The sequence below is a fragment of the Pseudoduganella danionis genome, assembly GCF_009720775.1.
Classification (GTDB): domain Bacteria; phylum Pseudomonadota; class Gammaproteobacteria; order Burkholderiales; family Burkholderiaceae_D; genus Rugamonas; species Rugamonas danionis.
This window is the reverse complement of the sequence record NZ_WNKW01000004.1, coordinates 1-19,097: the sequence shown is the minus strand read 5'-3', so window position 1 is coordinate 19,097 and position 19,097 is coordinate 1. Positions and strand designations below refer to the sequence as shown.

13 protein-coding genes and 3 tRNA genes are annotated in these 19,097 nt (G+C 60.8%); 10 read left to right on the top strand and 6 right to left on the bottom strand.

Translation table 11 applies throughout. From position 1 onward, the window contains the following. Nucleotides 1–125 precede the first annotated feature (125 nt). The 3 genes from hppD (at nucleotide 126) to GM655_RS14480 (ending at nucleotide 7,070) form a co-directional block, all read left to right on the top strand. Nucleotides 126–1,238 carry a 4-hydroxyphenylpyruvate dioxygenase gene (gene hppD / locus GM655_RS14490; RefSeq protein ID WP_155435401.1) on the top strand — a complete coding sequence of 371 codons (1,113 nt, stop codon included), beginning with the start codon at nucleotides 126–128 and terminating at the stop codon, nucleotides 1,236–1,238. Between the two features lie 173 nt (nucleotides 1,239–1,411). Further along, nucleotides 1,412–4,978 (top strand): indolepyruvate ferredoxin oxidoreductase family protein, encoded by a 3,567-nt coding sequence (locus GM655_RS14485; RefSeq protein WP_155435400.1) that lies wholly within the window; start codon nucleotides 1,412–1,414, stop codon nucleotides 4,976–4,978. Nucleotides 4,979–5,282: 304 nt separating this feature from the next. Continuing rightward, the gene (locus GM655_RS14480; protein ID WP_229632586.1) at nucleotides 5,283–7,070 is read left to right on the top strand and encodes a M14 family metallopeptidase; all 1,788 of its coding nucleotides are present in this window, start codon (nucleotides 5,283–5,285) and stop codon (nucleotides 7,068–7,070) included. 20 nt (nucleotides 7,071–7,090) lie between these two features. Here GM655_RS14480 and GM655_RS14475 read toward each other — a convergent pair whose 3' ends face one another. The 4 genes from GM655_RS14475 to GM655_RS14460 all read right to left on the bottom strand — a co-directional run bounded on the left by GM655_RS14475 (nucleotide 7,091) and on the right by GM655_RS14460 (nucleotide 9,685). Then, entirely contained in the window at nucleotides 7,091–7,420 is a 330-nt protein-coding gene (locus GM655_RS14475) for a hypothetical protein (RefSeq protein WP_229632585.1), read from the bottom strand. 79 nt (nucleotides 7,421–7,499) lie between these two features. After that, on the bottom strand, nucleotides 7,500–8,429 hold the full coding sequence (gene ttcA / locus GM655_RS14470) for a tRNA 2-thiocytidine(32) synthetase TtcA (protein ID WP_155435398.1): 930 nt from the start codon (nucleotides 8,427–8,429) through the stop codon (nucleotides 7,500–7,502). Further along, on the bottom strand, nucleotides 8,426–8,824 hold the full coding sequence (locus tag GM655_RS14465) for a dihydroneopterin aldolase (RefSeq protein ID WP_155435397.1): 399 nt from the start codon (nucleotides 8,822–8,824) through the stop codon (nucleotides 8,426–8,428). The genes ttcA and GM655_RS14465 overlap by 4 nt, the downstream gene beginning before the upstream one ends. 45 nt (nucleotides 8,825–8,869) lie before the next feature. Continuing rightward, entirely contained in the window at nucleotides 8,870–9,685 is an 816-nt protein-coding gene (locus GM655_RS14460; RefSeq protein WP_155435396.1) for an SDR family oxidoreductase, read from the bottom strand. Nucleotides 9,686–9,742: 57 nt separating this feature from the next. Between GM655_RS14460 and GM655_RS14455 the strand changes: the two genes are divergently transcribed. Together GM655_RS14455 and GM655_RS14450 are read left to right on the top strand one after the other, a co-directional pair. Beyond that, the gene (locus GM655_RS14455; protein ID WP_155435395.1) at nucleotides 9,743–10,894 is read left to right on the top strand and encodes a class I SAM-dependent methyltransferase; all 1,152 of its coding nucleotides are present in this window, start codon (nucleotides 9,743–9,745) and stop codon (nucleotides 10,892–10,894) included. Between the two features lie 115 nt (nucleotides 10,895–11,009). After that, nucleotides 11,010–12,026, top strand: a complete 1,017-nt coding sequence (locus GM655_RS14450; protein WP_155435394.1) for a J domain-containing protein — start codon at nucleotides 11,010–11,012, stop codon at nucleotides 12,024–12,026. Nucleotides 12,027–12,072: 46 nt separating this feature from the next. Here the strand turns inward: GM655_RS14450 and GM655_RS14445 are convergent, their stop codons facing one another. Beyond that, nucleotides 12,073–12,546: a chemotaxis protein CheW gene (locus tag GM655_RS14445; RefSeq protein WP_155435393.1), complete on the bottom strand. Its 474-nt coding sequence runs from the start codon at nucleotides 12,544–12,546 to the stop codon at nucleotides 12,073–12,075. Nucleotides 12,547–12,710: 164 nt separating this feature from the next. On the opposite strand from GM655_RS14445, the gene GM655_RS14440 reads away from it, so the two are divergent. Next, nucleotides 12,711–14,291: a DUF3369 domain-containing protein gene (locus GM655_RS14440; protein WP_155435392.1), complete on the top strand. Its 1,581-nt coding sequence runs from the start codon at nucleotides 12,711–12,713 to the stop codon at nucleotides 14,289–14,291. 63 nt (nucleotides 14,292–14,354) lie between these two features. Here GM655_RS14440 and GM655_RS14435 read toward each other — a convergent pair whose 3' ends face one another. After that, on the bottom strand, nucleotides 14,355–17,450 hold the full coding sequence (locus tag GM655_RS14435; RefSeq protein ID WP_371866825.1) for an EAL domain-containing protein: 3,096 nt from the start codon (nucleotides 17,448–17,450) through the stop codon (nucleotides 14,355–14,357). A 370-nt stretch (nucleotides 17,451–17,820) separates the two neighbouring features. Here GM655_RS14435 and GM655_RS14430 point away from each other — a divergent pair. The 4 genes from GM655_RS14430 to GM655_RS14415 form a co-directional block, all read left to right on the top strand. After that, nucleotides 17,821–17,904, top strand: a tRNA-Tyr gene (locus tag GM655_RS14430). A gap of 54 nt (nucleotides 17,905–17,958) precedes the next feature. Then, nucleotides 17,959–18,032 (top strand) — tRNA-Gly (locus GM655_RS14425). A 46-nt stretch (nucleotides 18,033–18,078) separates the two neighbouring features. Next, nucleotides 18,079–18,153, top strand: a tRNA-Thr gene (locus tag GM655_RS14420). Nucleotides 18,154–18,295: 142 nt separating this feature from the next. After that, nucleotides 18,296–19,097 (top strand): elongation factor Tu (locus GM655_RS14415; RefSeq protein WP_155435391.1); only part of this gene is annotated, 802 nt, incomplete at its 3' end.

Genomic DNA, 19,097 nt, shown 5'->3' with positions numbered 1-19,097 from the left:
AAACCCTCTGAATTCGGAAAAACATGCAATATTATTGCGCATAAGCGCGAACTTGGGGAATTGTTTGCAATTTAATGCCGTCGGAAGGCCACTATACTGTGCGTCATTCAAACAAGGAGACTAGCATGCAATTTACCCCCTGGGATAACCCGATGGGCACGGATGGCTTCGAGTTCGTCGAGTACGCTGCCCCTGATCCTGTCGCGCTGGGCAAGCTGTTCGAGAGCATGGGCTTCACCGCCATCGCCCGCCACCGCCATAAAAACGTCACCTTGTACCGTCAGGGCGATATCAATTTCCTCATCAACGCCGAGCAGGATTCCTTCGCTCAGCGTTTCGCCCGCACCCACGGGCCGTCCGTCTGCGCGATCGCACTGCGCGTCAAGGATGCCGCATTTGCCTATAACCGCGCACTCGAGCAGGGCGCCTGGGGCTTTGATAACAAGACCGGTCCGATGGAACTGAATATCCCTGCCATCAAGGGCGTGGGCGATTCGCTGGTGTATCTGGTCGACCGCTGGCGCGGCAAGAACGGTGGCACCGAAGGTGCGATCGGCGATATCAGTATCTACGATGTGGACTTCGTGGCCATCCCGGGCACCGTGGCCAATCCGGTCGGCCATGGCCTGACTTATATCGACCACCTGACCAACAACGTTTACCGTGGCCGCATGAAAGAATGGGCCGACTTCTACGAGAAGATGTTCAACTTCCGCGAAGTGCGCTACTTCGACATCGAAGGCAAGCTGACCGGTCTGAAGTCGAAAGCCATGACTTCGCCATGCGGCAAAATCCGCATTCCGATCAACGAATCGTCGGATGACAAATCCCAGATCGCCGAGTACCTCGACGAATACCACGGCGAAGGCATTCAGCACATCGCACTCGGTACCGATGACATCTACAAGACCGTGCAGTCGCTGAAAAACGCGGGCATCATCTTCCAGGACACCATCGAGACTTACTACGATCTGGTCAACCGCCGCTTGCCCGAGCATGGCGAGAATCTGGATGAGCTGCGCCGTCTGCGCATCCTCATCGATGGCCGTAGCAGCGAGCACTCGCGCGAACTGCTGCTGCAGATCTTCAGCCAGAACGTGATCGGCCCGATCTTCTTCGAGATCATCCAGCGTAAAGGCGATGAAGGTTTCGGCGAAGGTAATTTCCGCGCGCTGTTCGAATCGATCGAGCTCGATCAGATCCGTCGTGGCGTGCTGAAAGATCCTGCAGCCGCTTAAACAACAAGGGTGAAAAGCCGCGAGTCCCGCACAGAACGGGGCAGCGGCCTGTGGTACCCTAAACTAAACCACATACATAACCGCCGGGAGAGCTTCACAAGAGTTCGCACGGCGCGCACGAACGGGCCGAACACGGCCCTGCAGTGCATGGTCAAAACAATAATGGAGACAATATGAACGCACCTCACAAGGGCTCGCAACTGGAGCCGGGCTCGCACTCGGACCAAGAAATTTCCCTCGACGATAAGTGGACGCTGGAGCGCGGCCGTGCCTTTATGACGGGCACGCAGGCGCTGATCCGCCTGCCCATGATGCAGCGCGAACGCGACCTCAAAGCTGGCCTGAATACGGCCGGCTACATCACCGGCTACCGTGGTTCCCCGGTGACCAGTGTGGATATGACGGCCGTGAAGGCCAAAAAATATCTGGACGCGCACCACGTTAAATTCCACCCCGGGATGAACGAAGATCTGGCTGCCACCGCCGTATGGGGCACGCAGCAGACCAATCTGTTCGAAGACGCCAAGTACGATGGCGTGTTCTCCATGTGGTACGGCAAAGGCCCCGGCGTGGACCGCTGCGGCGACGTATTCAAACATGCCAATAATGCCGGTTCGGCCAAACATGGCGGCGTGCTGGTGCTGGCCGGTGATGACCACGCGGCCAAGTCGTCTTCGACGGCGCACCAGTCCGACCATATCCTGAATGCCTGCGGCATCCCTGTGCTGTATCCATCCTCGGTGCAGGAATACATCGACTACGGCCTGCACGCATGGGCCATGAGCCGCTACACGGGGCTGTGGGTGTCGATGAAGTGCGTGACCGACATCATCGAATCTGGCGCCGTGATCGATTTCGATCCGGATCGCGTACAGATCAAGATTCCGGAAGATTTCGAACTGCCTGAAGGCGGCCTGAATATCCGCTGGCCCGACACCGTACTGGATATGGAAGTGCGGATGAACAGCTACAAGTGGTATGCCGCGCTGGCCTACTGCCGCGCGAATAAACTCAACAAGATCATCTGGGATAGCCCGAAGCCGAAGATCGGCATTATCACGGCCGGTAAGTCCTATCTCGATACCCGTCAGGCGCTGGCCGATCTGGGCATAGACGAGCAGGCCGCGGCCGATATCGGTATCCGTCTGTACAAGATCGGCATGACCTGGCCGCTGGAAGCGGAAGGCGTGCAGGAATTCGCCGAAGGTCTGGACGAGATTCTGGTGGTGGAAGAGAAGCGCCAGATCCTCGAATACGCGCTGAAAGAAGAGCTGTACAACCTGCCGGACGGTAAGCGTCCTCGCGTGGTGGGCAAGTTCGATGATACTGGCGAGTGGAGCAAGAACAGCAAGACTGGTCACGGCGACTGGCTGCTGCCGGCTACCTACGAACTCAATCCGGCCCAGATCGCGCGCGCCATTGCTTCGCGTATCGCCCACTATTGCGACGGCCATCCGGTGGCCGAGCGTGTGCGCGAACGCGTGGCCTTCCTCGAAGCGAAAGAGCTGGCGCTGAAGTCGCTGCCGCTCAAATCGAATCCGGAAACCGACCGCACGCCTTACTTCTGCTCGGGTTGTCCGCACAATTCGTCCACCAAAGTGCCGGAAGGCTCGCGTGCGCTGGCCGGTATCGGCTGCCACTACATGGTGCTGTGGATGGACCGCGAAACTTCCACCTTCACCCACATGGGGGCAGAAGGCGTGACGTGGGTAGGACAGGCGCCGTTCACCAACGAGAAGCATGTGTTCACCAACCTCGGTGACGGTACCTACTTCCACTCCGGCATACTGGCGATCCGCGCTGCGGTAGCGGCCAAGGTCAACATCACCTACAAGATCCTGTTCAACGACGCCGTGGCCATGACGGGCGGCCAGAACTTCGACGGTCCGCTCGATCCCGGCATGATTTCGCGCCAGATTGCGGCCGAAGGGGTGAGCCCGATTATCGTTGTCACCGACGAGCCGGAAAAATATCCATCCGATTACAACTGGGCGTCCGGTGTCACCGTACGCCACCGCTCGGAGCTGATGGATGTGCAGCGCGAGCTGCGTGATAAACCCGGTGTGTCGGCCATGATCTACGATCAGACCTGCGCTTCGGAGAAGCGTCGCCGCCGCAAACGCAATGAATACCCTGATCCGGCCAAACGCGCCGTGATCAACGAAGCCGTGTGCGAAGGCTGCGGTGACTGCTCGGTGCAGTCGAACTGCCTGTCGGTGGAGCCGCTGGAAACGGAACTGGGGCGCAAGCGCCAGATCAACCAGTCCTCCTGCAACAAGGACTTCTCCTGCGTGACCGGTTTCTGCCCGAGCTTTGTGACGGTGGAAGGCGGTGCGCTGAAGAAACCGAAAAAGGCTGCAACGGGTGAAGCGCCGCAAGTGGCGCTACCGACACCGGTGCTGCCATCGACGGCCCAGCCTTACGGCATCCTGATCACCGGTATCGGTGGCACGGGTGTGGTGACGGTGGGGCAGATACTGGCTGTGGCGGCCCACGTGGAAGGCAAGGGCGCGATTGTGCTCGATATGAGCGGGCTGGCCCAGAAGGGCGGCCCGGTGATGTCGCACGTGCGTCTGGCCGACCAGCAGAGCGACCTGCATTCGACCCGCGTCGGCACTGGCAGTGCTGATCTGGTAATCGGCTGCGACCTGATCGTGACGGCTTCGCGTGATGCGCTGTCGCGCATGGGTGAAGGCCGTACCCACGCGATGATCAACTCGACCGGCTCTTCCACGGCGGCGTTCGTCAAGAACCCGAACTGGCAGTTCCCTGACGAACCGTCGCGCAACGAGATCACCCGTGCCTGCGGCAGCAATCAGGTGGACTTCGTCGATGCGGGCCAGATCGCCACCGCTCTGATGGGCGACTCGATTGCGACCAATATGTTCATGCTGGGCTACGCGTTCCAGAAAGGCCATGTGCCACTCAGCGAAGCATCGCTGCTGAAAGCCATCGAACTGAACGGCGTGTCGGTCGGCTTCAACAAGGCGGCCTTCAACTGGGGCCGTACGGCGGCGCAGGATCTGGCCGCTGTTACCCGTATGACCACGCCGGCCAAGGTGATCGAGTTCAAACGTATCCAGACGCTGGACGACATCATCAGCAAGCGGGTGGAACTGCTGACGGCCTATCAGGATGCGAATTATGCTAAACAGTATAAATCGTTTGTCGATCAGGTACGTGCCGAAGAAGCCAAGCTGGGCAAGACTACCCGCCTGACCGAAGCCGTAGCACGCTATTACTACAAGCTACTGGCCTACAAGGACGAGTATGAAGTGGCACGTCTGTACAGCGATGGCGCGTTCCAGCAGAAGATCGCCGGCATGTTCGATGGCGATATCAAGCTGAAGTTCCATCTGGCGCCGCCGATGTTTGCCAAGCACGATGCGCAAGGTCATCTGGTGAAGAAGGAATACGGTCCGTGGCTGATGAAAGCGTTTTCCGTGATGGCGCGCTTCAAAGGCCTGCGTGGGACGGCACTGGATATCTTCGGCTACACGGCGGAGCGTCGCATGGAGCGCCAGTTGATCGTGGATTACCGCCAGACGGTGGCTGGCCTGCTGCCCAAGCTGACGGCCGAGAATCTGGCGCAAGCCGTGGCGATCGCCAGCATTCCGGAAGATATCCGCGGTTATGGCCACGTCAAGGAGCGTCACTTCGCTGCCGCCAAACGCAAGGAGGCCGCGCTGCTGGCTGATTTCGCCAAAGCGGATAAACAAGCGGCACCGCACGCCGCTTAATCGGCAATCCCGCGACGGGGCCAGTTCCGGCAAGCTGCCGCAACTGGCCCCGTCTTTTTTGGCATAACCAAGTACGGAATCATTCGTTCTGTTTCGGCCAGGCGTTCGTTAAGGTGGCGGCCAACCAGTCGTGCGGTGCAGACTATGTGCAAACGGGGAGCAAGGAGCTGCGTTCCGAACAGGGCCGCTGGTCCGGACTGGGGCTGGCGTGGTCGCTACTGCGGCGCGCTACGGTAAACGCGATTATAATTTTCGCTCTGACCGGTGCCTATGAGTACACCGGCATTTAACCGGAGCCATGCCGATGCGACGTTCTGAATTGTTACTATCTCTTTCCATTGCCCTTGCTGCTGCGCCGCTGAGCGCAAGCCATGCAGCCAATAGCGCAGGTGCTGCGCTGAGTACCATATCCGAGCGTTCCGGATTCCAGCACACGGGCCGCTATGACGAAGTCATCGCCCTGTGCGCCAGTTTCCAGAAGGCCTATCCGCAAGCCGTGCGCTGTTTCGAATTCGGCCGCACGCCCGAAGGCCGCCCTATGCTGGCCATGGCCGTTTCGCGCACGGGCGCATTGACGCCGCAGCAGGCCAAGCAACGCGGCCTGCCCGTGATGCTGGTGCAGGGTGGTATTCATGCTGGCGAAATCGATGGCAAGGATGCCGGTTTCCTCGCGCTGCGCGAAGCGCTGGAGAACAAGGCGGCGGCCGGCGCGCTGGATAAGCAGGTGCTGCTGTTCGTGCCGGTATTTAACGTCGACGGCCACGAACGCTTCGGCAAGTGGAACCGTCCCAACCAGCGCGGTCCGGTGGAAATGGGCTGGCGCACCACGGCGCAGAACTACAACCTGAATCGTGATTACGTCAAAGCCGATGCGCCGGAAATGCAGGCCATGCTGGCGCTGGTAAACGCGTGGGATCCGCTGGCCTACGTCGATCTGCACGTGACCGATGGCGCCAAGTTCCAGCCCGACGTGTCGATACAGGTGGAACCTGTGCATGGCGGCGACGAAGAACTCAAGCGCGCCGGCCTGGCCCTGCAGACTGCCGTGATGGCTGATCTGAAGCAGCAGGGTTCCGATCCCAAGCCGTATTACATCTCGTTTGCCAAGGAAGATGATCCGATGTCGGGCTTCGTCGATTCGATGTCCACGCCGCGCTTCTCGACTGGCTATTTCCCTATGCGTAACCGCTTCGCCATGCTGGTGGAAACCCATTCGTGGAAAGACTATCCGACCCGCGTGCGCATCACCCGTAACACCATCGTCTCGCTGCTGTCGCAAGTGGCCCAGCATGGCAAGGCGTGGCAGAAGCTGGTGCAGCAGGCCGACCAGCGTGCAACGACACTGGGCGGCGCCGAATTCCCGCTCAGCTATCGCACTACCTTCAACAGCAAGACTATCGAGTTCCCCGGTTATGAATATACCCGCGGCTATTCCGATGTTTCGGGCGGCACCATGACGGTGTACGACGAAAGCAAGCCGCAGGTCTGGACTGTGCCGCTGCGCGATGAAGTCGTGCCGGATTTGCGCGTGACAGCGCCCCAGGGCGGGTATCTGGTACCGCTGGCCGAAGCGGCGCGCGTGGCTGCGCGCCTGAAGCTGCATGGCATACAGTACAAGGTGCTCGGTGCCGATCAGATGGCGGCTGAAGTGGAAAGCTTCCGTGCTAGCAAAGCCACGTTTGCCAAGCAGTCATTCGAAGGCCATCAGGGCCTGGCGGTGGAGGGCAACTGGTCCCGCGAGCGCCGCAGCGTGCTCAAAGGTTCGCTGTTTGTGCCGATCGCCCAGCCCAAGGCGCGGCTGGTGATGACCATGTTGGAGCCGCGCGGTGCCGATTCGCTGCTGGCATGGGGCGAGTTCAATAACGCCTTCGAGCGCAAAGAGTATATGGAGGAGTACGTGGCCGAGCAGGTGGCGCGTGAACAACTGGAAGCCGATCCTGCCCTGCGCGAAGAGTTCCAGAAGAAGCGCGACAGCGATGCAGAGTTCAACCAGAGCCCGGCCAAGCGGCTGGAGTTCTTCGCTCGCCGCCACGCTTCGTGGGACGAGCGCTTCAATCTGTATCCGGTGCTGCGCACTGCGCAGACCTACTGAGCGCGGCTAGCCGCTGCCCGCTACAGCGCCGGAGTGCCGCTGTTTTGTTTGGCAGCGGCTTCTTCCATCTTCTGTTTGAGTATCTGAGTGACCTTCTGCATGATGGCCGCCTGTTCCTGCGGCGATTTGGTGGCTAGGTCCTCGCGCGTGAGCCCCATGCCTTTCAGGATCATGTCGACCATGCGTTCGGTCGACGATTTTTTCATGTACTCGTCCAGCTCCTGTGCTGCGCTGGGCTTCTTGGCTTTTTCCAGCGCAGCTTGAAAACTGCTGTCGCCGCTTTTGCGGTTGGCGGAAAAATTCGCCTGCATGGACGCTTGCAAGGCATCGCTCTGTATTTTGAGGTTCATGTGTATTCCTTATCCCTGATTAGTGGTGGTGGCGCAGGCTGCTGCGCCACCACGCTGATGCCGGGGGAGCAGGAAGCGCTTACAGGTCGCGCTGCAGGGGAATGATGCCCGGTACGGTGCTCGGCGTCGAGCATGGATCTTCGTCGAACGCGATATCGCCGAGCGGATTGGCCACGCCGTCGATCTGCAGATCGGTGAAGCTGAACAGATTGCGGTCCATCAGGTGCGACGGCACTACGGTCGACAGCGAGGAGTAGATGTTCTCTACCCGGCCCGGATGCTTCTTCTCCCATTCGCGCAGCATGGCCTTGATATGCTTGCGCTGCAGGTTTTCCTGCGAGCCGCACAGATTGCACGGGATGATGGGGAAGTTTTTCACTTCTGCATAGCGCTCGGTGTCTTCTTCCTTCACGTAGGCCATCGGGCGGATCACCATGTGTTTGCCGTCGTCGGACACCAGCTTGGCCGGCATGCCTTTCAGCTTCCCGCCGAAGAACATATTCAGGAAGAAGGTTTCGAGGATGTCGTCGCGGTGGTGGCCCAGCGCGATCTTGTTGCAGCCCAGTTCATCGGCCACGCGGTACAGGATGCCGCGGCGCAGGCGCGAGCACAGCGAGCAGGTGGTTTTGCCTTCCGGGATCAGGCGCTTGACGATGCTATAGGTATCCTGATTTTCGATGTGGAAGGGGATGCCCAGACTGGTCAGATAGGTCGGCAGCACATCTTCCGGGAAGCCCGGCTGCTTCTGGTCCAGATTCACGGCCACTACGTCGAAGTGGATGGGTGCGCGCTCGCGCAGCGTGAGCAGTATGTCGAGCAGGGCGTAGCTGTCCTTGCCGCCCGACAGGCAGACCATCACTTTATCGCCGTCTTCTATCATGTTGAAGTCGCCGATGGCCTGACCGACCAGACGGCACAGGCGTTTGTGCAGCTTGTTATTCTCCAGCGCGATCTTTTCCGCGGCCTTGGTGCTGACGTTGCTGTCCGGCGTGATGCTGGCGACGCTCATACGCCCTCCTTGATGTTGAAGACTTCCACGCCCACGCCTTCGCAGTCGGGATATACATCCGGCTTCATGGTGGAAACGCGGGCGGCGCGCACATGCGGGTGCGCCAGCATGGCTTGGACGATGTCGTCGCACAGGCTTTCCTGCAGCTGGATATGGCCGCGTGCCATCAGCTTGGCGATGGTGTCGCGCATGAAGTCGTAGTCGACTACTTCATCGAGCTGGTCGTGGGTCGGGGTGGAGACGGCCAGCGGAATGTACAGGTCCACATTGATCAGCAGCCGCTGTTCGCCCTTTTTCTCGAATTCGTACACGCCGATATTGATCAGCACTTCATAGTTGCGCAGGAACAGGCGACGGCAGTCGCTCAGTTGCGGGTGGTACAGGGCGGACAGCATGGGGTATACCTTCTTTCGTTTAAATTATCGGGTCAGCGCGGGCGCTTACTGCGCCATAAACATCACATCGCGCGGCAGTGGCATCAGGTGCTGGCCACCGTCGACCAGCAGGGTCGTGCCGGTGAGGGCACGGGCCGAAGCAGCGTAGACCACGCTGTCGGCGATATCTTCCGGGGTGCTGGAACGGCCCAGCGGGGTTTGCTGGTGGGCGCTGGCAAAACCGGCTTCGGTCTGATCGCCCGATACCATGGTGATGCCGGGCGCCACGCCCACCACCCGTACTTTGGGCGCCAGTTGCTGGGCCAGCATGGTGGTGGCCGTGTGCAGCGCTGCCTTGGACAGGGTGTAGGACAGGAAATCCGGATTGAGATTGTACAGTTTCTGGTCCAGCAGGTTGATCACCACGGCCTGCTGGCCGGCGTCCGTGACACCGTGCAGGGCCTGCGCCAGCAGTATCGGGGCGGCCAGATTGGCGTGCATATGGGCGTCCAGCATGCGGATCGAGAAATCAGCCGCGCTGTCATATTCGAATAGCGAAGCGTTGTTGACCACGCAGCGCAGGCTGCCCAGCGCGGCCACGCAGGCCGGTACCAGCGTGCGCACGGCTGCTTCGTCGGCCAGATCGGCCTGCAGCGCCACGGCGCGGCGGCCCAGCGCGGTGATTTCCTCCACCAGTTGCTGCGCTTCGCCGGCCGAACTGCGGTAGTGCACGGCAATATCCCAGCCGGCGCGCGCTAGCGCCAGAGCGATTACGCGGCCGATGCGGCGGCCCGCGCCAGTGACTAATGCCACCGGTGCTGACGCTGGTACGCCCGATGTGCCGGCCGAAGCCGCTGGCGCGCTGTGTTGTGGATGATTCATAGCTGTTGTGATGCTTAAAATGGCGGCGCGGCCTGCCGATTCGTTACAATGCCGCCTATGTCCTTACCTGTCCCTACCAGTGACGCGCTGGCCGCGTCCCACGCCCTGCAGCAGCAGATCGCCGCCGAGATTGCGGCCCACGATGGTGCTATTTCCTTTGCCCGCTATATGGAACTGGCGCTGTACGCCCCCGGTCTGGGGTATTACAGCGGCGGCTCGGCCAAGCTGGGAAAAGATGGCGATTTTACAACTGCGCCCGAGCTCACACCCTTGTTCGGTGCGGCGCTAGCCCATGCGGCAGCCGCTATTATCGCCCAAACTGCGCCGCAGATCCTCGAATTCGGCGCCGGCACGGGGCAACTGGCGTTCGATGTGCTGAGCGAGATGGCTGTGCTGGGCATTGCCATCGAACGCTATGTGATCGTCGAACTGTCGGGCGAGCTGCGTGGCCGCCAGCAGGACAAGCTGCGGGACTTCCCGCAGGTGGAGTGGCTCGATGCGCTGCCGGCATCGTTCGAAGGGGTGGTGCTGGGCAATGAAGTACTCGATGCCATGCCGGTGGAGCTGGTGATCCGCCATCCGGAAGGCTGGCAGGAGCTCAAGGTCACCATCAAGGATGGCCGCTTCGACTATCTGCCAGTGCCGGCCAGCGCGGCCGTGCTGGCCCAGATCGCGCGCCAGATCCCCGAGCACGACAGCCTGCCCGTGGGCTATGTGACGGAAGTGCACAGCGTGGCCTGCGCCTTCATGACCACGCTGAGCCAGATGCTGACGCGCGGGCGCGGCGGCGCGGCCCTGCTGTTCGATTACGGCTTCCCCGGCCACGAATACTATTTCTTCCAGCGCGCCACGGGCACGCTGATGTGCCACTACCGCCACCATGCCCATCCGGACCCGTTCTATTATCCGGGCTTGCAGGATATTACGGCCCACGTGGATTTCACGGCGATGGCCCTGGCCGCGCAGGATGCCGGCGCAGAAGTACTAGGCTATCTGAATCAAGCGGGCTTCCTGCTTGCGGCGGGTGCCAGCGAATTGCTGTTGCGTACAGACCCGGCCGATAGCCTGCGCTATCTGCCGCAGGCTAGGGCGTTGCAGAAGCTGCTGTCGCCGGCCGAAATGGGAGAATTGTTCAAAGTACTGCTGATTGGTCATGCCGTGAGCCTGCCGGAAACGCTGCTGGCGCAGGACCGTAGCCACCGCCTGTAGACAGAAAAGCACAGTGGTTAGAATAGCAAGGCCTTTCCATGCCAGATCATTGCGTTGCACCACGCCAGATCGGCTATCATGAAGGACGCGCGCTAGCCGGACAATAATTGGAACGATGGCAAAGATACACACTCACTATGACAATCTGAAGGTGTCCCGTATGGCACCGCAGGAGGTCATACGTGCTGCCTACAAGGCACTCAGTCAAAAATACCACCCTGATAAGAATCCGGGTGATGAGAAGGCTGCGCGCATCATGGCCATATTGAACGGGGCGTATAACACCCTGTCCGATCCGCAGCGGCGCAAAGAGCATGACGAGTGGATTGCGGCCGAAGAGTGGGAAATCGAATGGCTGGAAAGTACCCGTAACGAAGACCAGCGTAGCGGCGACAAGCCGCGTCACGATGCGCCCGAGCGGGCCTGGAGTCCGGAGCCGGTGGATGACTCGCCGCGGCCGTTCCGTCGCAGTGCGTGGCGCTGGTGGGGTGGCATGGCCGCCTGTCTGGTGCTGGGCTGGGTAGCCGGTGTGACCATGGTCAACGAGCCGCATCTGCTGTCGAGCGCACTGGCTGCGGCCTGGGGCAACAAGGCCGAAAATCCGGAACGGGCAGCGCGCGCGGCAGCCCGTGCTGCACCGCGCGATCCCAAGGCGGAAATGCGCGAAGCCTGGGCTGCAGCCCAGCCGTATTATCCGGAAGCGAATAGCAGCAAGGCGGCGCCCATCAAGGTGCAGGCGTTGTCGCAGGTGCAGTTGCCAAATGCCGCACCCGAATGCGAAGTCGAGCCGCAGTCACTGGTGGCGCCGAATGGCGAACCGTGGCCGGAACAGTCGGGCTATATGACGGGCTTCCCGGTCGCCAACAAGGGCGACGATATGCAGCTACTGCTCGATAACGGCGCCAATGCCTCGGCCGTGTTCATCAAGATTTACGATACCGAGCGGCACTCGAATGTGCGCTACGCCTATGTGCAGGCGCATGACAAGCTGGTGGTGGATAAGCTGGCCAACGGCAAATACGAAGTGCGCTACCAGAATCTCGATCAGGGCGCCAACCGCAGCGGCTGTGCCGCGAATAGCCGCACGGCGGCGGCCACACCCGCGGCACTGACGCCACCGGTCAGCAACTAGTCCGGCTGCCGCAGGCAGGGCGCACTGGCGCCGGACTGTTGGGGCTTTACGCTTCGACGTCGGACAAGCCCATTTCCTCGCTCGCCATCAGACGGTCGATATCGACCAGTATCAGCATGCGCTCGTCGATGGTGCCCAGGCCTATCATGTACTCATGGCTGAAGGCATTGCCCATATCGGGCGCCGGTTTCAGTTGTTCCGGCATCAGCGTGGTCACGTCCGATACGGAGTCGACCACCATGCCGACCACGCGTCCACCGATGTTGAGAATGATGACCACAGTGAACTGGTCATACACGGGCTCACCGAGATTGAACTTGATGCGCATGTCCACCACCGGGATGATGATGCCGCGCAGATTGATCACGCCCTTGATGAAGGCTGGTGCGTTGGCAATACGCGTCACTGTTTCATAGCCACGGATTTCCTGCACTTTGAGGATATCGATGCCATATTCCTCTGCGCCCAGCGTGAAGGCGAGGAATTCGCGGCCCGTGATATCGCTTGCTGTCTCTTGCATGATGGGGTTCCTTGAATGGTTGTGGGCCGGCGGCAATGCGCGCACGCTGCTGTCACGGCTGTCCATAACGGCAGCGTAACAGAGTCGGCCCGCCCTTGCAAAAAGGTTGTCATAGGGGGGGAATCTGTTTATGCTAGAACGACAACGCACCTCTGGAGATGTGTATGACCGATTCCAACGCAGACGACAACTGGCTGATTCAGGAGGATGAGGACGAAGCGCCCGCCGCCGGACAGGAATCGCCAGAACAGCGGCTGTGGCGTGTGCTGATCGTCGACGACGATGTCGATGTCCATGCCGTAACCCGGCTGGCGCTACGCAATGTCTCTTTCAAAGGGCGCGAGCTGGAGCTGTACTCGGCCTATAGCGGCAAGGAAGCCTACGAATTCCTGCGCACCACGCCCGATATCGCGCTGGTGCTGCTGGACGTGGTGATGGAAACCGATGACGCCGGCCTGCTGCTGGCGCGCCGCATCCGCGAAGAGCTGCATAACGGCATCGTGCGGGTGGTGCTGCGCACGGGCCAGCCCGGCCAGGCGCCCGAGCAGCGTGTGATCATCGAATACGATATCAACGACTACAAGGCCAAGACCGAGCTGACCACGCAGAAGCTGTTTACCACCGTGATCTCGGCCTTGCGGGCCTATGAAAGCCTGAACATGCTCGAGCGCAGCCGCATCGGGCTGGGCAAGATACTGGCTGGCGCGACCAATCTGTACCAGATCCATTCGCTGCGCGAATTTGCGTCGGGCGTGCTGAATCAGGTCAGCGCGATTCTTGATGTGGGTGCGGATGGTGTGCTGTGCCTGATGCAGGGCGATACCGGCATGACCACCGTGGTGGCTGCCACCGGCAACTACACTCCGCTCAGCGAGCACGAACTGATGCCGCACGAGCACCCGCTGTGGCCTACGATAGCCAAGGCCTTCGCGGAAAAGAAAAGCCAGTTCGATCATCCGGCCAATGTGCTGTTCATCCACACCCAGGAAAACCGCGAAGTGGCGATCTCCGTCACGCCGCCATGGCCGCTGGCGCAGATCCAGCGCGATCTGCTGGAAGTGTTCTGCCAGCGTATCGCTGCAGCCTTCGACAATCTCTACATGTTCGGTCAACTGCGCAAGGCACAGGAAGCGACCGTGGTGGCGCTGGCCGATCTGGCCGAATTCCGCGATAGCGGCACGGGTGGCCATGTGCGGCGCGTGCAGAATCTGTCGTCCGCGCTGGCGCAGCGCATGGCCGAACGCGGCGTCTATCCTGAGCAGTTGACCCCGCAGCTACTGGACATGATAGGTCTGGCCAGCATCTTGCACGATGTGGGCAAGGTGGCCACGCCCGATCACATCCTGCTCAAGCCGGGCCAGCATACGCCGGACGAACGCAGCCAGATGCAGACCCATGCGGCTGTCGGCAAGTCGATACTGGAGCGCGCAGCAAATATGGTCGATGGCGTCAGCTATCTGACCTATGGTGCCGAGATTGCAGGCGGCCACCACGAGCACTTCGATGGCAATGGCTATCCGAATCAGCTCAAGGGGCAGGAGATACCGATATCGGCCCGTATCGTGGCCGTGGTCGATGTGTTCGATTCGCTGCTGCACGAGCGTCCGTACAAGGAGCCGTGGCCGCATACCCAGGTGATGAGCTACATCACCGAGCGTGCCGGCAAGCAGTTCGATCCGGAAGTGGTGGCCGCGCTGCTCGACCTGATCGAGCGCGATCCGCAAATCGGCCATACGCCCGATTAAGCCGGGTCGTATCATCAACAAGCCGCTGCCCGTGCAGCGGCTTTTTTATCGGGCTGATGCCGCTCAGGCGGCGTCGCTGTAGCTGTGCTGCAGCAGGGTTTCGAACTGCGCCAGCGGCACGGCTTGCGACCACAGATAGCCCTGACCTTCATCGCACTGTTTGGCGCGCAGGAAGTCGCGCTGGGCTGTCGTTTCCACGCCTTCGCCCACCACGGCCAGACCCAGTGCATGGGCCAGACCGATAGTCGCGGCCACGATCACGGCATCGTCCGGATCGGTCTCGATATCCTTGACGAAGCTGCGGTCGATCTTGATGCGGTCGATCTCGAACAGCTTCAGATAGCTGAGCGAAGAATAGCCGGTGCCGAAATCGTCGATGGCCACGCGGATGCCGCGCGAACGCAGTTCCACCAGCAGGGCGCGGCTGCGTTCCGGGTCCTGCATGGCGGCCGATTCAGTAATCTCCAGTTCCAGCCGGGTAGGGTCGATGCCGCTGCTGGCCAGCAGGCTGTCGAGATAAGGCAGCAGGGCCGGGCTGTGGCACTGGCGCGCCGACAGGTTGACGGCCAGCCGCAAGTGCGCCAGTTCGCTGCCGCGCCAGCCGGCCAGTATGGCAAAGGCGCGCTGCAAGACCCATTCGCCCAGACTGACGATCAGCGTCGATTCTTCCGCGATCGGGATGAAGCGGTCGGGCCGCACCAGCCCCAGTTCCGGATGGTGCCAGCGTAGCAGCGCTTCGGCGCCGATGATGCGCTGGCTGGCCAGATCTACCTGCGGCTGCAGATACAGCTCGAATTCATTCTGCTCGAGCGCCAGCCACAGGCGGTTTTCCAGCATCAGGCGTTCGTGTGTGGCGCGGTTCATCTCGGCCGAGAAGAACTGGAAGTTGCCACGTCCGCGGCCTTTGGCCGCATACATGGCGGTGTCGGCATGACGCAGCAGGGTGCTGGCATCGCTACCGTCATCGGGGAACATGGCCACACCCACGCTGGCGCCGCTGTGTACCGACACACCCTGCAGTTGATAGGGCGCGTTGAGCGCTTCGACGATGCGCACGGCGATGTTGGAGGTGGCCGCCGGCGTCACATCACCGGCTGTGACGACGATGAATTCGTCGCCACCCAGCCGGGCGATGGTATCGACATCGCGCAGCAGCTCTTTCAGGCGCTGGGCTACCGCCACCAGCAGCAGATCACCCACCTGATGGCCGTGCGTATCATTGATTTTCTTGAAGTGGTCCAGATCGATGAACAGCAACGCACAGCGGCCGTTGCTGCGGCGCGTCTGCGCCAGCAACTGGTCCAGCCGCAAATTCAGCGACAGCCGGTTGGACAGGCCCGTCAGCGTATCGTGATGGGCCAGATGGTGGATGCGCTCCTGCGCCATCTGCTGTTCCGTCAGATCGTGCAGGATGGTGACGAACAGGTGTTCGTCCGGCAGCTCCACTTCGCTGACCGACATCGCCAGCGGGAATTCGCTGCCGTCGCTGCGCCAGCCGGTCAGTTCGTATTCATGGGTGACGCCGCAGGCTATCATGCGCAGCAAGCCTGGCGCATCGAGCCCGGCCGCTTCGCCCACGCCTATGGGGATTAGCTGGCACAGGGGCAGCGCCGTCATATGGCTGGCGTTGTAGCCGAACAGCCGGCCCGCTGCCGCATTGGCCGACATCAGCACGCCGTCGCTATCGATGGTGAGGATGGCGTCGGCTGCCTTGTTGAGGATAGCCTGCAGGCGCGCTTCGCGTTCGCGCGGGCGCGCCGTGCTGTCCGTGACTTGCGCCTGGATGCGGGCCCGTTCGCCGCTGATCAGCAGCATCAGTGTGCCCAGCAGGCCCGAGAGCAGCAGGCCGCAGGTCAGCACGGTCCAGCTTTGCCAGCCGCGCTGCTGCAGCACATAGGCCGGCGTGGGCGCCAGCGTGAGCTGGTAGATGCGGCCGCCGAAATGTAGCTGGCGCTGGAAGTCGCCTTCGTGGGCGCTGCGCAGCAGGGTGTCGTGGATGACGTGGCCAGGGCCGTCGTCATCGCCATCTTCGAAGCGCAGCAGGAAGTGGGGGAATTCGGAACGTTTGAGCGTCTGTTCCAGCAGGGCTTGATACTGCATGGCGATCAACAGTGCGCCCACCGGTTCGCTGTGCTGTTTGTTGGGATAGACAGTCTGCAACAGCAGCATGCCCGGCACGGCGCTGCCCTGGATGATGGCCAACGGCGCCGTGGCAGTGGGCTGGCCCGAAGCCAGCGCGCGTTCCATGGCGGCGCGGCGCAAGGGTTCGGTGAGCAGATCGTAGCCCAGCAGCACGTGCCGTTCTTTCGGTTCGATATAGGTCGAGACGACATAGCGCTCGGCCCGCTCGGCGCGCACTAGCTGGCCTTGCGCACCACGCTGGCGCACTTCGAAATTCGGCGCGATGTGGCGTCTGCCCCACGCTTCAAAACCGGCCCGCTCGCTATCCTTGATCGGCGTCAGCCAGGCCATCGACAGCAGTTCGGGGCGCTGGTCCAGATAGCCATGGGCCAGTGACGCGAAGTGCTCGGTGTTGAGGCTGCGCTGGGGGTCGTTGAGCGCCTTGCCGATGGCATAGATGAAGCGTTCGTGTTCGCTGAACTGTTCCTGCAGCAGGTCGCCCGTCTGCTGGGCTTTGAGGCGGAAAGTTTGCAGTTGCTGGATGTTTTCCCAGCGGTCGGCCTGCAGGTAGATGGCGATGAAGGCCGCGGTCGACAGCAGCAGCGGCAGGCCCACCAGCAGGCGCCGGCGCGACCACAGTGCGCGCGGGCGGCCGATCACGATCCAGCTCAGAGGTGCTGCCAGCAGAATGCCGATGGTGTCGCCCATCCACCAGGCCAGCCAGTCGGCCAGCACGGTCTGGGGCTGGACCACGCCTACCAGCGCCTTGCCCCAGACCGATACGGTGCTGCTGATCAGGGTAATGCCGCAGGCCAGCAGAATGAAGCGCACCACGTCGCGGCCCGACGCGATGGCCGGATCGATGTAGCGGCGGAATAGCTGGCTGCCGGCCCAGGCCTGCAGCAGGGCGCCCAGTGCGGCAGCGCTGGCGCCGTGCAAGGCGCTGGCGCTAATGCCTTCGGGCGCAAGGGCCGGATAAACCAGATTGATGCTGAGCGAGCCCAGCCAGACGGCCGGCAGTAGCCGCATGCCGCCCACTACGACAGCGGCCAGCGCGATACCGGCAGGCAGGAAGATCGGTGCGGCATAGCCGGGGGGGCAGGGCTAGTAGCAAGCCCAGCCGGCCAACAATGAAGTAACAGGTCCACAGGACCAGATTGGCCAAAATCGTGCTGTACCAGTGACGTGGTCGCGGCTTCAACTGCAGGGCTCCGGGGCTCGGGTAGATGAAAGATTGTATAGTAAATTGTTCATCGCAAAAACAACACTTGCACATTTGCATAAGGGTCGTTTACAATTTCGCCCCGAAGCAGACAGTTGATCACAACAGTGCGGCGTAAATAAAAAGACGAACGCAAAACGGGGTTGACAAGTCAAAGTAGTTGCTTCATACTCTGCGGCTCATTGCGGAGGGGTGGCCGAGTGGTTAAAGGCGACAGACTGTAAATCTGTTCTTTCGAGTACGCTGGTTCGAATCCAGCCCCCTCCACCAAGTTTTTGCAAAAAAACTGAGTGATGCAGTAAAAGAAGTTGAATTGAAATCCTCGCGGGTGTAGCTCAATGGTAGAGCAGAAGCCTTCCAAGCTTACGACGAGGGTTCGATTCCCTTCACCCGCTCCAGTTGGTTTGCAGTCTGATGCGTAGGCATCGCAGCAGTATCCCATAAGCCCTTGTAGCTCAGTGGTAGAGCACTCCCTTGGTAAGGGAGAGGCCACGTGTTCAATCCACGTCAAGGGCACCAGAATTCGCAGTATCCCGCAGGTCCGGTCGTTGCACTTGCAGCGGCCAAGGCGCCGAAGGCTGGCGTCACAGAAACTACCCAGTATTATCAAGACAGTCGGGCGTCAGCCCAGGTAATCACACCAAATCGTTAGGAGTCTAAAATGGCAAAAGAGAAATTCGAGCGGACCAAGCCGCACGTTAACGTCGGCACCATCGGCCACGTTGACCACGGCAAGACCACCCTGACCGCTGCAATCGCTACTGTTCTGTCGAAAAAATTCGGCGGCGAAGCTAAAGCATACGACCAGATCGATGCTGCTCCAGAAGAGAAAGCACGTGGTATTACCATTAACACCGCTCACGTTGAGTACGAAACCGCTGGCCGTCACTACGCTCACGTTGACTGCCCAGGCCACGCCGACTACATCAAAAACATGATTACCGGTGCTGCTCAGATGGACGGCGCAATCCTGGTTTGCTCCGCAGCTGACGGCCCAATGCCACAGACCCGCGAGCACATCCTGCTGGCCCGTCAGGTTGGCGTTCCATACATCATCGTGTTCCTGAACAAGTGCGATCTGGTTGACGACGCAGAACTGCTGGAACTGGTTGAAATGGAAGTGCGCGAGCTGCTGTCGAAGTATGACTTCCCAGGCGACGACCTGCCTATCGTTAAAGGTTCGGCTCGTATGGCTCTGGACGGCGACACCGGTCCTCTGGGCGAACAGGCTATCATGCAACTGGCCGAAGCACTGGACAGCTACATCCCTACGCCAGAGCGCGCAGTGGACGGCGCCTTCCTGATGCCAGTAGAAGACGTGTTCTCGATCTCGGGTCGCGGTACCGTGGTAACCGGTCGTGTTGAGCGCGGTATCATCAAAGTCGGCGAAGAGATCGAAATCGTCGGTATCAAAGACACCGTGAAAACCACCTGCACCGGCGTGGAAATGTTCCGCAAACTGC